This is a genomic window from Streptomyces sp. Ncost-T10-10d, from assembly GCF_900091955.1.
In the GTDB taxonomy this organism is placed as follows: Bacteria; Actinomycetota; Actinomycetes; order Streptomycetales; family Streptomycetaceae; genus Streptomyces.
Window position 1 is genome coordinate 38,072 of record NZ_FMDF01000041.1, and the last position, 15,405, is coordinate 53,476.

Annotated in this window: 12 protein-coding genes and 1 pseudogene; 6 read left to right on the forward strand and 7 right to left on the reverse strand. The window is 68.7% G+C overall.

Annotated elements, in window-relative coordinates; genetic code table 11:
* Positions 1-58 precede the first annotated feature (58 nt).
* A complete protein-coding gene (locus GA0115254_RS04685) occupies positions 59-1,234 on the forward strand; it encodes a winged helix-turn-helix domain-containing protein (protein ID WP_093894001.1) in 1,176 nt (391 codons plus the stop codon).
* A gap of 58 nt (positions 1,235-1,292) precedes the next feature.
* Here the strand turns inward: GA0115254_RS04685 and GA0115254_RS04690 are convergent, their stop codons facing one another.
* The 7 genes from GA0115254_RS04690 to mtnA form a co-directional block, all read right to left on the reverse strand.
* The gene (locus GA0115254_RS04690) at positions 1,293-2,048 is read right to left on the reverse strand and encodes a response regulator (RefSeq protein ID WP_093894002.1); all 756 of its coding nucleotides are present in this window, start codon (positions 2,046-2,048) and stop codon (positions 1,293-1,295) included.
* A gap of 184 nt (positions 2,049-2,232) precedes the next feature.
* Positions 2,233-2,922, reverse strand: coding sequence for a ribosome hibernation-promoting factor, HPF/YfiA family (hpf, locus tag GA0115254_RS04695; protein WP_093894003.1), 690 nt, complete (start codon positions 2,920-2,922; stop codon positions 2,233-2,235).
* Between the two features lie 322 nt (positions 2,923-3,244).
* Positions 3,245-3,973: a ComF family protein gene (locus GA0115254_RS04705; protein WP_093894004.1), complete on the reverse strand. Its 729-nt coding sequence runs from the start codon at positions 3,971-3,973 to the stop codon at positions 3,245-3,247.
* Positions 3,974-4,044: 71 nt separating this feature from the next.
* On the reverse strand, positions 4,045-5,910 hold the full coding sequence (locus GA0115254_RS04710) for an LpqB family beta-propeller domain-containing protein (RefSeq protein WP_256102398.1): 1,866 nt from the start codon (positions 5,908-5,910) through the stop codon (positions 4,045-4,047).
* On the reverse strand, positions 5,900-7,924 hold the full coding sequence (mtrB, locus tag GA0115254_RS04715) for an MtrAB system histidine kinase MtrB (protein ID WP_176739985.1): 2,025 nt from the start codon (positions 7,922-7,924) through the stop codon (positions 5,900-5,902). The genes GA0115254_RS04710 and mtrB overlap by 11 nt, the downstream gene beginning before the upstream one ends.
* Before the next feature lies 1 nt (position 7,925).
* A complete protein-coding gene (gene mtrA / locus GA0115254_RS04720; RefSeq protein WP_187438793.1) occupies positions 7,926-8,615 on the reverse strand; it encodes a two-component system response regulator MtrA in 690 nt (229 codons plus the stop codon).
* A gap of 4 nt (positions 8,616-8,619) precedes the next feature.
* A complete protein-coding gene (gene mtnA, locus GA0115254_RS04725) occupies positions 8,620-9,765 on the reverse strand; it encodes an S-methyl-5-thioribose-1-phosphate isomerase (protein WP_093894005.1) in 1,146 nt (381 codons plus the stop codon).
* Positions 9,766-9,905: 140 nt separating this feature from the next.
* Between mtnA and GA0115254_RS04730 the strand changes: the two are divergent.
* The 5 genes and pseudogenes from GA0115254_RS04730 (at position 9,906) to GA0115254_RS04750 (ending at position 15,334) form a co-directional block, all read left to right on the forward strand.
* Positions 9,906-11,107: pseudogene (locus tag GA0115254_RS04730) on the forward strand (glycerophosphoryl diester phosphodiesterase membrane domain-containing protein).
* A gap of 4 nt (positions 11,108-11,111) precedes the next feature.
* Entirely contained in the window at positions 11,112-11,801 is a 690-nt protein-coding gene (locus GA0115254_RS04735; RefSeq protein WP_093894006.1) for a DUF4129 domain-containing protein, read from the forward strand.
* Positions 11,798-13,015, forward strand: a complete 1,218-nt coding sequence (locus GA0115254_RS04740; RefSeq protein ID WP_093894007.1) for a DUF4350 domain-containing protein — start codon at positions 11,798-11,800, stop codon at positions 13,013-13,015. Before GA0115254_RS04735 ends, GA0115254_RS04740 begins: the two co-directional genes overlap by 4 nt.
* A complete protein-coding gene (locus GA0115254_RS04745; protein ID WP_093894008.1) occupies positions 13,012-14,013 on the forward strand; it encodes an AAA family ATPase in 1,002 nt (333 codons plus the stop codon). Before GA0115254_RS04740 ends, GA0115254_RS04745 begins: the two co-directional genes overlap by 4 nt.
* 10 nt (positions 14,014-14,023) lie before the next feature.
* Entirely contained in the window at positions 14,024-15,334 is a 1,311-nt protein-coding gene (locus GA0115254_RS04750) for a DUF58 domain-containing protein (protein ID WP_093894014.1), read from the forward strand.
* The last annotated feature ends 71 nt before the right edge of the window (positions 15,335-15,405 follow it).

The following is a 15,405-nucleotide window of genomic DNA, read 5'->3' on the forward strand; positions in this document are numbered from 1 at the left end:
TTGTCGCCGCGGGAAGCTCCACGGCCGGTTGTCAGTACCTCCCTCTAAGGTGCGAGGCATGACGTCTGTGCCGCCTCCCGCCGTCGAACTCTCCGCCGACCAGGCGCGCAGGATCGCCCTGCGCGCCCAGGGCTTCCTGGGCGCTCCGGACCGCAGGGCCGGGGTTCCGGGCGTGTTGCGGCACCTCGGTGCCGTACAGCTGGACACGATCTCGGTGCTCGCTCGTTCACACGAGCTGATTCCTTACGCGCGCCTCGGCGCGGTCGGCCGGCGCGTGGTCGAGGAGGCGTACTGGTCGCGTGGCCGCACCTTCGAATACTGGTCGCACGCGGCGTGCATCCTGCCGGTCGAGGAGTGGCCTCACTTCGCGTTCCGCCGCCGCGCCTACCGCTCGCGACCCCACTGGCACCACGATCTGCCGGACGGCGCCTACGAAACGGTGATCAAGCAGCTGCGCGCCGAGGGCCCACTGACGGCGACGGAGCTGGGCGGTGCGAAGAACGGCGGGGAGTGGTGGGACTGGTCGGCGTCGAAGGTCGCCGTCGAGCGCGCCCTGATGTACGGCGAGGTGGTGTGCACCGAGCGGCGCGGCTGGAAGCGGGTGTACGACCTCGCCGAGCGGGCCCTGCCCGACGCCGTGCTGCACGACGATCTGGACGACGCGGAGTGCCTGCGTCGGCTGGTCGCGCTCGCGGGGCAGTCCCTGGGCATCGGCACCCGCGCGGACATCGCGGACTACCACCGGCTCAAGGGTGAGCAGTTCGACGCGGTGGTGGCGGACTCCGGTCTGGTGCCGGTGACGGTGCAGGGCTGGGCGAAGCCGGCCTGGGCGGACCCGGCGGCGCTGGCCTCCGAGCCGCGCGGGCGGCACCGTACGACCCTGTTGTCGCCGTTCGACTCGCTGGTCTGGGAGCGGGCACGCACCGAGCGGATCTTCGGTTTCACGCATCGTCTGGAGGCCTACGTCCCCAAGCCCAAGCGGATACACGGCTACTTCGCGATGCCGCTGCTGGCGGCCGGAAAGCTGCGGGGCCGCGTCGATCCGGCTCGCGAGGGAAGCACGCTGGTCGCGCGTCAGGTGTCCCTGGAGGGCAGGAAGGCCGTGGCGCCGATGGCCGAGGCGCTGGTGGAGGCCGCGTCCTGGGTCGGTTGTACAGATGTCCGGCTGGAACGGGTCGACGCACCGGAACTGCGCGGGCCGCTGGCTCAGGAAATCGCCCGCGCTCTGGCGTGAGCACGTATTCCCGTCCCTTTACCCGGAGTAGTCCCTTCCTGTCCTGCCGTAGGACCGGTCATCTGATCTCCAGGATCTTCTCCCGCATGGCGTAGACCACGGCTTCCATCCTGGAGTGCAGCTGCAACTTCTCCAGAATGTTGCGGACGTGGTTCTTCACGGTGTTCTCGGAAATGAACAGTTCCTTCGCGATATCGCGATTGTTCATGCCCGTTGCAACAAGTTTCAGGACTTCGAGTTCCCGGTCGGTGAGGCGCGGCGCCGGCACCAGCCTGCGCTCGTCGGTCCGCTGGATCATCGACTTGAACTCGGTGAGCAGTTTGGACGCCATGGAGGGGCTGATCTGGGACTGCCCGTCGGCGACCGCGCGGATCGCGGTGGCCACCTCGTCCGTGGAGATCTCCTTGAGGAGATAGCCGGTGGCGCCCGCCTTGATCGCGTCGTAGAGATCGGCCTCCTCGTCGCTGATCGTCAACATGATGATCTTCGCACTGGGGGCCACCTCCTTGATCGACGTGCAGGCCTCGATGCCGCCGCGCTTGGGCATCCGTACATCCATCAGCACGATGTCGGGCAGCAGATCGGCCGCCTTGTCGACTGCCTCCGCCCCGTCACCTGCCTCGCCGACGACCTGGATGTCCTCCTCCTGGGCGAGGACGATCTCCAGACCTCTGCGGAAGAGCGCGTGGTCATCCACCACGAGGACCCGGATCGGCTCCTTGCAGGAACCACTGTCCGTGTCCGCCCTTGTATCGGCACCGGCAGCGCCGTCGGCATCACTCGCATCGCGCACGGGCCCGAAGGTGTCCGCCATCGTTCCTCCCCCTGAAGGCCATGGCCTGAAGTTCACAAACTGTCCGCCAACGGCAGTTCACAGAGCACTGGTTGGCTTGGGACGACATGATTTCATGCCCGGACGTCGGAGCGGTGATTCCGTGGCCGCACACGGGTGCCCCTGGGGGCGCACAGGCGCTCCAGGGGCACCACAGAAGGGGGCGTCAGCCGCCGAGCGCACCGCCCGCGCCGCCCGCCTCATCGGCGGCCAGCGGATCGGTCCTCAGGTGAATGACACCGTAGTCATAGGCATGCCGTCGGTAGACGACACTGGGTTCCTTCGTTTCGGAGTCGACGAACAGATAGAAGTCGTGCCCGACCAGCTCCATCTCGTAGAGCGCCTGATCGAGCGACATCGGTGCGGCGACGTGCGTCTTCTCCCGCATCACCAGCGGACCCTCGCCCTGTACCTCCAGCGAGCCGAACCTGGTGGTGGGTACGGACTGAGCCGCCTCGTTCCCGACCAGATCGCCCTCGCCGTTGAACGACGCCGCGCCCGGCACGGTCTCGGCGACTTCGGCAGCGGGAATCCGGCCGTTGCCACGACGGCTGTAGCGCTTGTCGTGCTGCTTGCGCAGCCGCGCCTCCAGCTTGCCGGTGGCCAGGTCCAGCGCTGCGTACGGGTCGCCTGCGGCCGCTTCCGCCCGGATGACCGGCCCACGCGAGCGGAGCGTGATCTCCACCCGGTCGGAACGGTCGGCCTGACGGGGGTTCGGCTCCTTGGACACCTCGACGTCGAGGCTGATCACCTTGCCGTCGAACTTCTGGATCTTGTCCAGCTTCAGCTTTTCGGCCACGTGCTTGCGGAACCGCTCGGGCACCTCGGTCTTGCGGCCCTTGACGACGATGTCCACGCAGAACTCCGTTCCCGGATCACTCCGCTCAGCGGCGGAGCATCTCCCTTTTGCACCAGGCCCCGGTGGTGGCCGGAGCCGCGGACTCGGTGACTTCCACCTCCTCCTCCCCCATCGGCAGGGTCTCCACCCCACCGAATCTTCTGCATCTGGACTACCGGTGAGTTACCTGCCCGAAACCTGGCGGTGCATTCATCGAGGTCCGGCATTCACCATTCCTCACAACCGAACATAGCCTGCCTGGCCTGATGTCGGCACCCGCTACTCGCACGTACCTCCGTTCAGGTCTTTTTACCCACTCACCACCTGCAACGATGCAAGTTCACTGGCAGTTCCGGTTTATTTCGAAGGCCGGCGGAGATACTGCGACAACCGCCGCCTGCCCGCTGCCGGACAGGGCACCCGTGCGCCCGTCCGCTGCCCCGATCGCCCGGGCCGCCTCGGCCAGCGAGGCACCGGTCGTCAAAACGTCGTCCACCAGCACTACCCGTCCGGCCCCAAGCAGCCGTTCGCCCCCGGCCACGACCTCCAGTGCCCCCGCAAGATTCGCCTGCCTCTGCCGGGCTCCCAGTCCCGCCTGATCAGCCACCGGGCGCCGCTGCCGAAGCACCGCGACCACCCGGGCACGGGTTCCTCCGCGCCGCAGTTCACCCGCGGCGGCCAGCGCGATCCGGCGCATCGGATCATGCCCCCGTGCCGCCACGGCCCGCCGCGTCGACGGCACAGGTACGAGCAGAACCGGGCCGCTGACACCCACCTGCCCCGCCCCGGCCTGTACCGCCCCCGCCAGCGCCTTGCCGAGCGCCCCGGCCAGCCCCAGTGCGCCCCGCTCCTTATGGGCCAGGAGCACCGCACGTACCGCGTTCTCGTACGCGGCGGCCGCATGCACCACTGACAGGCCCGCAGGCTCCGGCACGGGCCTGACCCGGCGCGGCGCCTTGCCGTAAAGCTCCGCACGGCATTCCGCGCACAGCTCCGTACGCGTACTGCCGCAGCCACCACAGGACACCGGCAGGACCAGCCCGGAGATCTCCCGCCACCATCCCCGCATGACTCCACTGTGCCCTCCCCGAAGGGGCCGGGCCACCCCTGTGGAAAACGCGGAAGCGGTCCGGTGGGGTCTCAGCCCGGGTAGACCAGCGACGAGCCTTCCTTGACCACCGTCTGCCAGTTGTCACCCGGCGACAGCTTCACTATCCCGTCGCTCGACGTGGCCGCCATCAGCGGCAGTTGCTCGTCGTCCGCCGCCGCGACCGACGACACCTGGTTCACACCGGGCAGAACACCCGATGCGGCCGTCGAGCCGTCCGCCTGCACATAGCGCACCTGTTGCACGCCGCCCTGCTCCTTGCCGACCACCACGAGACGGCTCCGGCCCGACCACGACATCGCAGTCACATCCGTCAGCTGCGGTGCGGCCTGTCGCAGCTCCACCACCGAGACCTTCTGCTCCGCCTCCGGCCCGCGCCGCTCGATCCGGCCGATCTTCAGCGTGTTGTGGCCGTCCTGAGTCACCAGGAGGGCGATCCGCACGCCGTCCGCGGACATCCGCAGCGCCTCGATCCGACCGCCGTCCAGGCTCGGCACGGTGACCTCCTGCGGCTTGCCGGCACCGCCGGTCAGCCGCAGCAGTCTGCGGTTGCCGGGATCCCGGTCGGCCACCCAGAGGTCGCCCCGACCGTCCCAGCTCGGCACCGACAGGCGGTCGTTCGGGTTCTGGGCCTTGCTGGTCACCGCAGCCGCAGGAAGCTCGCCGTCCGAGACAATGGACGACACGTAGAGGGCCTTCCTGTCGCGCGAGACCGCCGCCGCCCGCTGCTCGTCCCTGGCCACACCGACCGCCCCCATCCGCACCGGTCCGTCGCCGAGCGGACCGGACACCACCTCCGGGGTGCCACTGCCCTTGGCGCTGCCAGGAATTCGCTCCACATGCCCCTTGGCATCGACGAAGTACTGGCTGTCCGGCCCACTCGACGAACCGTCAGGGGCGAACTCCTCCGCCTGATCCGTCCCGAGGACGCACAGCGGAGAGCCGTCGGAGCGCTGCAGTTCTACCTGCCCGACCCGTGCGGACGTCAGGTCCCTCAAGGTGTAGAGGACCTGCGAGGCCATCATGCGGCAGGAACGCTGTCCGACGCCGTCCGCCTTCTTGTTGAGCGGGACCTTCAGTACGTTGCGGTCGTCGGGCGCCAGCGAGGTGACTCCCTTCTTCAGCGCCGTACCCGCGGGGAAACGGGAGTCGACCACCGGCCGCAGCCAACTGGTCGGCCCTGCCAGGATGCTGCGGACCGCCTGTGTCACGGTGTCCATCCCCGTGACAGGGTCCGTCCGGCTGCGGAGATAGACGGGGTCGGCGACCAGGGTCGACTGCTCCGACGGCCGCCCCGCGGCGAAGTAGTACTTGTCCACAGAACGGTAGAGACGCTTGAAGTCCGACTGTCCGAGCAGAAGGCCGTCCGGCACGAGGTCGATGCGCCACTCCTTGCCCTCCGGTCCGTTCTCCTTCACCAGATGCAGGGACTCGTTGTAGTCCGTGGGCGCGAGTGGCTGATAGGCGCTCTGGGCGTCGACCGTTGCCACCTTCTCACCGGTCAGGGTGTACGTGATCTCCGTGATGCCGGGGTCGCTGTCGCGGAATGGGCGGTCGCTCCGGTTCGGCGCCTTGGTGAGCACCGTCGTGAACGCGCTCGGCTTCCAGGTACTGGCTGCCTTCCTCGTCAGGTACTTGCGGGTCGTCCTGAAATCCGAGTCATCACTCGTCATGGACTCCAGGAAGCCGTCGACGACCTCGTTGGGGGTGGCGTTGTCACGCGGCGCCACGGCATACACCTGCACCTGGGAGTCACCGGGCTGCGAGGCGTCGACAGCCTTGACATCCCCGGTGACGGGCATCGAGCCGCACGCGGACAGCAGCACGACACCGCATCCGAGCAGCGCGAACAGCCCCAGCACACGTCCTTGGCCGTCCCTACGACGGTCAGTGCCCACGATTCGCGTCCCCCCGCTCCGGGTCCTGCGCTGCAGAGTCGAAATCGCCACCCGGCCGGTCCTCGGCGGCGCGCGCCACCACCCGTGCACCGCTCCCCGGCAGGGCCGCCGGATGCACCGAAACCGGCGTCGTCCGGGGTGCCACGGGGGTACGCGAGGGTACGGGCAGCGAGGACCGATCATTGCCACCGGGCTGGGCCGGCACTGCTGTCAGCCGGTGTTCACTCCCAGTCATGGAAGCGACCGCGGCTCGCTCCCGGCTCTCCCGGTTGCGCCGGGAGTCCTCGGGTTCCAGTGGTATCGGCGATCCGCGCAGCGGTTCGTCCGCCGTGCGCGGCAGAGTCAGCCGGAACTGCGAACCGCCTCCCGGCTCGCCCCATGCCTGTAGCCAGCCGCCGTGCAGCCGGGCATCCTCCACCGCGATGGACAGTCCGAGTCCGGTGCCGCCGGTCGTCCGTGCGCGAGCCGGATCAGCCCGCCAGAAACGGTTGAACACCCGGGTCGCCTCGCCGGGCTTGAGCCCCACGCCGTAGTCCCGGACGGCCACGGCGACCGCACCTCCGGCCACCGCCATCCGCACCACGACGTCCCTGCCTTCACCGTGCTCGACAGCATTGACCACAAGGTTGCGCAGGACGCGTTCGACCCGCCGCGCATCGGCCTCCGCGATCACCGGCTGCTCATCGCCGACCACCCGGATACGGCTGCCCTTGCGCTCGGCCAGCGGCTCGGCCCCGCCGATCACCCGTCGTACGACCTGTCGCAGATCTATCGGCTCGGCCTCCAGCGCGGCGGCGCCTGCGTCGAACCGGCTGATCTCCAGCAGATCGGAGAGCAGCGACTCGAACCGGTCGAGCTGATCCCCGAGCAGTTCCGCGGAACGCGCCGTCACGGGATCGAAGTCGCTGCGGGCCTCATGGATGACATCGGCGGCCATACGTACGGTCGTCAGCGGTGTCCGCAGCTCGTGGGAGACGTCGGAGACGAAGCGCCGCTGCATCCGCGACAGCTCCTCCAACTGCTGGATCTTCAGCTGCAGGTTCTGCGCCATCTTGTTGAAGGCCTCACCGAGCCGGGCGATGTCGTCCTCGCCGGTGACCTTCATCCGCTCCTGGAGCCTGCCGGCGGAGAGCCGCTCGGCGATGCCCGCCGCCATCCGTACGGGCGTGACGACCTGCCGCACCACAAACCAGGCGATGGCCCCGAGCAGCACGACCACGAACAGTCCCGCAGTCGCCAACGTGCCCTTGACCAGCGTCAATGACTTCTCCTCCTGCGTCAGCGGGAAGAGGTAGTAGAGCTGGTACGGATTGTGGTCGATGTCGTAGAGCCGCTTGCCCACCACGAGCCCGGGCTGCGGCTCCTGTCCGTTCGCGTACTGGATCAAGGAGTATGTCTGGAACGCTCCCGGGCCCTTGTTCACGGAATCCCGCAGGCTCTGCGGAATGCTCGCCGCCTCCACACTGCCCGAGCCGCGCGGCGCACGGGTGCCCTCGTCGGCACTGAGTGCCACCACGTTGAAGGCGTTCTTGCCGCCACTGGCGAGCTGATCGACGAGTTCGGTCCGCCAGGAGTTGTTGGCGGAGGTGCCGTCCGCAGCGTCTCCGCCCTGCCCACCAGGGGTGAGCGGGGCGTTCGCCTTCTCCTGGGCCGCCGCGAAACCGCCGGCAGCCTGGGTCTGGGCAGCCTTGCCCTTCGCGTCGAGCAGGCCGTTGCGCACCTGGCCGATCACGACCAGCCCGAGGAGCAGCACCACACCGAGCGACATGAGCAGCGTGCCCGCGACGACCCGCAGCTGGAGGTTGCGTCGCCAAAGCCGCACGGCGGGCAGCAGCGGACGCCGCACCCAGCGCATCAGCAGTCGCGGCACAGGACCGCTGGGCGCCCGGTCGTGGAACAACCGGCCACCCTGCACAAGACGTCGGACCTGGGACGCCTTGTGTCCTGGAGCAGCAGCCCGCTCCGCACGGGCTCCCGGCTCCCCGGGCTGCGGAGCAGCGCTACTCAGGGGCATTTCAGCTCGGTCCGGCCTTGTAACCGACACCTCGGACGGTCACCACGATCTCGGGCCGCTCCGGGTCCTTCTCGACCTTGGAGCGCAGACGCTGGACATGCACATTCACCAGCCGGGTGTCGGCGGCGTGGCGGTATCCCCAGACCTGCTCCAGCAGTACCTCACGGGTGAAGACCTGCCACGGCTTACGGGCGAGTGCGACCAGCAGGTCGAACTCCAGCGGGGTGAGGGCGATCGACTGTCCCTCCCGCTTCACCGAATGACCGGCCACATCGATGACCAGATCCCCGATGGCCAGCTGCTCCGGCGCCGGTTCCTCGGACCTCCGCAGACGTGCCCTGATCCGGGCAACCAACTCCTTAGGTTTGAACGGCTTGACGATGTAGTCGTCGGCCCCGGACTCCAGGCCCACCACCACGTCAACCGTGTCGCTCTTGGCAGTGAGCATGACGATCGGCACACCTGACTCGGCCCTGATCAGCCTGCAGACCTCGATGCCGTCCCTACCGGGCAGCATCAGATCCAGCAGGACCAGGTCCGGCTTGGCCTCACGAAATGCGGCAAGTGCCTTGTCGCCGTCCGCTACGAACGACGGCTCGAACCCTTCACCACGCAGCACAATCCCGAGCATCTCGGCCAGTGCGGTGTCGTCGTCGACGACAAGGACGCGTCCCTTCATAATCGACATCATCCCATTAGCTAATCGTTACCTGCGATGATCTGGCACACAGCTCTGCCAGTCCGACCCCCGTGACCGGGGAAACTGCGCCCTCCTCCGTGACGATCGCCGTAACCAGCTCCGGCGGTGTGATGTCGAACGCGGGGTTGTACGCCGGGGTTCCCGCCGGTGCCACGAGCAATCCGCCGTTGTCCCCGCCTGCCGCCCCGATCTGTGGATATGTGAGCTCCGTCACTTCGCCCCCCGGCCGCTGCTCCACGGTGATCGATGCCCCGTCCGCGGTGTTCGGGTCCACCGTCGTGGTCGGTGCCACCACGATGAACGGTACGTGGTGGTATTTCGCCAGCACAGCCAGCGGATAGCTCCCCACCTTGTTCGCCACCGACCCGTCCGCGGCGATGCGGTCCGCTCCTATGAGCACGGCATCCACCTCCCCTGCGGCGAACAGCGAACCTGCGGCGCTGTCTGTGAGCAAGCTGTACGGCATGCCATTGCGCGCTGCCTCGTACGCGGTCAGCCGGGCACCCTGCAGCAGCGGACGCGTCTCGTCCACCCACAGCCGCCGCAACCGCCCCTCCCGATGCGCCCCGAGCGCCACCGCGAAGGCAGTGCCCTCACCTCCCGAGACGAGCGCCCCCGTATTGCAGTGAGTCAGCAGTCGATGCCCGCCACCGGGCAGCAGTTCGTCCAGAAGCGCGAGCCCGTACCGTGCCATACGCCCGCTGGCCTCGGCATCCTCCCGGTGCAGCGCCCTGGCCTCGGCCAACGCAACTGCCGCAGCCCGCTCCGGATCCGCTTCCTTCTCCCTGGCCACCCGGTACGCCCCGGCAGCCCGCCGCACCCCGTAGCCGAGATTCACCGCGGTGGGCCGCGCCCGCTCCAGCAGGTCTGCGGCCTCCGCCACGTCGTCTCCTCGTACCGCTGCCAGAGCCACACCATAGGCCCCTGCGATGCCCAGCAACGGCGCCCCGCGCACCGCCAGCGTGCGGATCGCCCGCACCAGCGCGGGCACATCGGCGCACACCAGCTCGGCCTCCTCGGCCGGCAGCCGAGTCTGGTCGAGGAGCACCAGCACGGGACCTTCCGGAGGCTCGTCCCAGCGAAGTACGGGAAGCGAGGGAGGCTCGATGCCCACCGACGATTGCGCATCCTGATCAGCCATCCGCCCAGTCTGCCCGGTGAGCCACCCACAAATGAAGGTACGAAGGAGATACAGGGCCAGGCCCGCACCGGAGCAACGCGTGGCACGATGGCTGCCAACCTGCCGCACCGATCAGTGGACAGGACCGTGAAGGAGCGAGAATGAACGACACTCCGGGCTGGGCCTCGCCCGGATCTGCCCCCGCGAAGGTCAGGGGGCGGGCGTCCCCCGGCCCTCCGAACCCGCCGACGACAGCGGCCCGGCAGGGAACTGGTCTCCCACGCAGCCGCCCACAGGGCAGTGGTCCCCACCGAGCGCTCCCGGCACAGGTCCCGGCGCACCACCCCCCGCTCCCGGCTGGGGTGGCGGATCTCAGGGACCCGGCTGGAGGCAGCCGCCCGTCGCGGCCAAGCCCGGTGTCATCCCGCTCCGGCCACTCGGCGTCGGCGAGATCCTCGACGGCGCGGTCTCCACAATGCGCGCCCACTGGCGCACGGTCCTCGGAATCACGCTGACCGTATCCGTGATCGCCCAGATCGCGATCACCCTCGTACAACGCTATCTGCTGCCGGAACCCGCAGTGATCGACCCGAACGCCACCGGTTCGGAGGCACTCCGGCAATCCGCCGACTCGGCTCAGTCGGCGCTGGTCAACAGTGTGCCGTCGCTGCTCATCATCATGATCGCCACGCTGATCACGACATCCGTACTGACCGTGGTGATCAGCCGCTCGGTACTGGGCCGCTCGGTGACGCTCTCCGACGCATGGGCCGAGGCCCGGCCCCGGCTTGCTCAGCTGCTTGGTCTGACATTGCTGCTGGCTCTGATCAGCGCCGCCATCATGACGGTGGGGCTGCTGCCGGGCATGCTGGTCGGCTCCGCCGCAGGCGCCGGGCTCGTCGTCATCGGATTCATGGCCGCGTTCGTCGTCGTCATTTGGCTGATGGTCCGCTTCTGTCTCGCCTCGCCTGCGCTGATGTTGGAGCGGCAATCGATCACGACCTCCATGCGCCGCTCCGCGAAGCTGGTCAGGGGCGCCTGGTGGCGGACCTTCGGCGTCCTGGCGCTCACCGGACTGCTGACCCTCATCGTGAGCGTGATCATCGCCATCCCGTTCAGCGTCATCGCGATGGCCGTGGACGGCGGCGGTGTCGGCTCCTTCCTCACGGACGGCTCCACAGACTTCGGCTGGCCGTTCCTGATCGTCTCCGGTATCGGTCAGGTGATCACCGCAACGATCACCTACCCGCTCTCCGCTGGTGTGATGGCTCTGCTCTACATCGATCAGCGCATCCGCCGCGAGGCACTCGACCTCGAGCTCGCCCGGGCAGCAGGCCTGCCCGGATACGACACCAGGAGCTGATGCCGTGTCGGGGGCGGGGGGCACAACAGCAGCACGGCTACTCATGCACGCGAGCAGTGACATACCGGTGGACACTCCACGTGTCCCAGCCCGCGAGGCCGCGAAGCACGAGCTGTCCAAACCGATGTACCACGAGAACGATCCCAACCTCCTCCAGCGCGGCCTCGACCGCCTCTGGGGCTGGGTCGGCGATCTCCTGAACACAGCCTCCGGCGCCGCACCGGGCGGCCCACTCGGTCTTGTCGTGCTCGTACTGGTCGTCATCGGCCTGGTGGCCGCACTCTGGTGGAGGCTGGGCACCCCGCACCGCACCGTGCGTTCCGCAGACGCCCTCTTCGACGAGAGCCCCCGCAGCGCCGTCGAGCACCGGACGGCCGCCGAGGCCCACGCGGCCGCCCACCGCTGGAACGAGGCGGTCCAGGAGCGCATGCGCGCCATCGTCCGCGCCCTGGAGGAGCGCGCTCTGCTCGACCCCCGCCCTGGGCGTACCGCCGACGAGGCCGCCGCCGAAGCAGGCCGTCCGCTGCCCACACACGCCACGCGACTCCGCGCCGCCGCCAGAGGATTCGACGATGTCACATACGGCAGCCGAACCGCGGACCAGCAGGCGTATCTGGATGTACGAGCTCTGGACCTCGATCTCGAAACCGCCAAGCCTCTCCTGACAGCCACAGCGCAGGGAGCAGCCGAATGACCGAGGTCACCGCCGCCCCCACCACCTCGGCATCCCTCGCCCCGCACCAGATCTGGATCCGCACCCGCGGTCTGCTGCTCGCCCTCCTCGTACTCGTCGCTGCCGGAATCGCTCTGGCAACCATGCGCTCCGGAGACCAGCACGGCCGCCTCGACCCCCGTTCCGCCGACCGCTACGGCAGCCGGGCCGTCGCCGAACTCCTCAAAGAGCGTGGCGTCTCCGTTCACGTGGTCACCACGCTCGACGAGGCCACGGCCCAGGCCGGCCCCGAAACCACGCTGCTCGTCGCCTCCCCTAACCTGCTGACCCCGCGCCAACAGAGCGAACTCCGTGCCACGACCGACCACTCGGACGGCCGTACCGTCCTTCTCGCGGCGGGCCCTCCGTCCGTGGGCACACTGGTCCGCGGTGTCCGCGCGGAGTCCACCGGACCGGTAGCCACGCGCGCCCCTCAGTGCTCCCTGCCCGCCGCCCGCAACGCCGGCGACGTCGAAACGGGAGGCTTCCACTACGCCTCGGACGGCCTCGCCAACACCATCGCCTGTTTCCCGAGCGACGGCCTCCCCACCCTGCTCCTGGTCGAACAAGGCGCGGGTGACACCGTTCTCCTCGGTTCTCCCGACCTTCTCTACAACGACCGGCTCGGAAACCAGGGCAATGCCTCCCTGGCCCTGCAACTCCTCGGTTCCCGCCCACATCTGGTCTGGTACCTCCCCTCGCTCACTGATACCTCCGCTGCCGCCGAGAACGGCGGGGACGGCGGCGATGGCGCCCACGACGACCGCAGCTTCGTCGACCTGATCCCCCGGGGCTGGCTGTGGGGCACCCTGCAACTCGCACTGGCCGCCGTGCTCGCCGCCATCTGGCGCGCCCGCCGTCTGGGCCCGTTGGTGACCGAACGGCTGCCCGTGGCCATCCGCGCTTCCGAATCCGCCGAGGGCCTGGCCCGCCTCTACCGCAGAGCGAATGCCCGCGACCGGGCCGCCGACTCACTGCGCGCCGCCACCCGCACCCGTATCGCCCCACTCATCGGCGTCTCCCCACGCGATGCCCACTCCTCCGCGACCCTTATCCCTGCCGTTTCCGCCCGTCTCAGCACCACCGGCAGCGACCCCCAAGCCGTGCTCTTCGGACCCGTCCCGTCCGACGACGCCGCTCTCGTACAACTGGCAGACCAACTCGACACCCTCGAAAGAGAGGTACGCACGTCATGAGCGCCCCGCCCCCAGTGCCCGCCGGGACTACCGAGACCGTCGGGCACGGCGACACAGCCCGCGCATCCCTGGAAGCGCTGCGCTCCGAAATCGCCAAGGCCGTGGTCGGCCAGGACCCGGCGGTCACCGGGCTTGTCGTAGCTCTGCTCTGTCGAGGCCATGTCCTCCTCGAAGGCGTCCCCGGCGTGGCCAAGACCCTCTTGGTCCGGGCTCTCGCAGCCTCACTCGAACTCGACACCAAGCGTGTCCAGTTCACCCCCGACCTGATGCCGAGCGATGTCACCGGCTCACTGGTCTATGACGCCCGCACGGCAGAGTTCTCCTTCCAGCCCGGGCCTGTCTTCACCAACCTGCTTCTCGCCGACGAGATCAACCGCACCCCTCCCAAGACGCAGTCCTCCCTCCTGGAAGCGATGGAAGAGCGCCAGGTCACCGTCGACGGAACCCCTCGGCTGCTGCCCGAGCCCTTCCTCGTAGCGGCCACGCAGAATCCCGTCGAATACGAGGGCACTTACCCGCTCCCCGAGGCCCAACTGGACCGGTTTCTCCTTAAACTGACGGTGCCATTGCCGTCCCGCGACGAGGAGATCAACGTCGTCACGCGTCATTCCGACGGCTTCAATCCGCGAGACCTCCAGTCAGCGGGCATCCACCCCGTCGCCGGCCCGGCCGATCTGGAAGCCGCCCGCAACGCAGTCGACCGAACCAAGGTCTCCCCCGAGATCGCCGGCTATGTCGTCGATATCTGTCGTGCCACGCGTGAATCCCCCTCGCTCTCCCTCGGTGTGTCTCCCCGAGGCGCCACCGCTCTGTTGTCGACTGCCCGTGCCTGGGCCTGGCTCACCGGCCGTGACTACGTCATTCCGGATGATGTGAAAGCCCTGGCGCTCCCCACGCTTCGCCATCGCATCCAACTGCGGCCCGAGGCGGAGATGGAGGGAGTCACCCCCGACTCCGTCATCACCGCGGTCCTCGCCCACGTACCCGTACCCCGATGAGGCGGTGACCGTGGCCCTCACCGGACGTACCGCCTTGCTGGCCGCCCTGGGGTCACTCCCCGTAGCCGTCCTGGCCCCCAGCTGGACAGGCATGCTCGCGGTCAACGCACCGCTCTCCCTAGCGATTCTGTGTGACTACGCCCTGGCTGCGCCAGTGCGAACGCTTCAGTTCACCCGATCCGGTGACACAACCGTTCGCCTTGGCGAGGCCGCCGAAGTGCAACTCACCGTAACCAATCCTTCCCGTCGCCGACTGCGGGCACACCTCCGCGACGCCTGGCCGCCCAGTAGCTGGCCCACCGGCACGGAGCGGGCCTCCTCCCGTCACAGGCTGACGATCCCGGCAGGGGAACGCCGTCGACTGACCACCCTCCTGCGACCGACACGGCGCGGTGACCGCCGAGTCGAACGCGTCACTGTGCGCTCGTTCGGACCTCTAGGGCTTGCGGCCCGCCAGGGAAATCACGAAGTCCCGTGGACGGTACGTGTCCTGCCACCCTTCACCAGCCGCAAGCATCTGCCGTCCCGCCTCGCCAGGCTCCGCGAGCTGGACGGCCGCACCAGCGTCCTCACGCGTGGAGAGGGCACGGAGTTCGACAGCCTGCGTGCCTACGTGCCCGGTGACGACACGCGCTCCATCGACTGGCGCGCAACAGCACGTCAGTCTGCCGTCGCAGTGCGAACGTGGCGCCCCGAGCGGGACCGTCACATCCTCGTTGTCCTGGACACCGGCCGTACTTCGGCGGGTCGTGTCGGTGACGTGCCCCGTCTCGACGCCGCTCTGGACGCGGCCCTGCTCCTCACAGCGCTTGCCACTCGTGCGGGCGACCGCGTGGACCTGCTCGCCTACGACCGCCGCATCCGCGCCCAGGTCCAGGGCAGGTCCGCGGGAGAAATCCTGTCGGCCATGGTGAATGCACTGGCGCCGGTCGAACCCGCACTCGTGGAAACGGATGCGCGCGGTCTCAGCGCTGCCGTTCTCGCCGACGCTCCTCGTCGCTCCCTGATCGTGCTCCTCACCGGTCTGGACGCGGCGCCCGTAGAAGAGGGCCTGCTCCCTGTCCTCCGCCGGCTGACCCAGCGCCACGCGGTGCTGGTGGCTTCAGTGGCCGACCCGCACATCGAACAGATGGCAAAAGCCAGGGGCACCGTGGACGCGATCTATGAGGCCGCAGCCGGCGCACAGGCCCAAGCACGGCGACTCCGCACCTCAGAGCAGCTTCAGCGCCACGGCGCGGTGGTCGTCGATGCCACCCCGGACAACCTCGCCCCGGCTCTCGCCGACGCCTACCTGACTCTCAAGGGAGCAGGTCGCCTCTGACCCACCGCTCGTGGCAAAGAATTCACTCATCATCGGGAAGGGCCCTCCCGACAGGCCCTGAACGCAGAAAA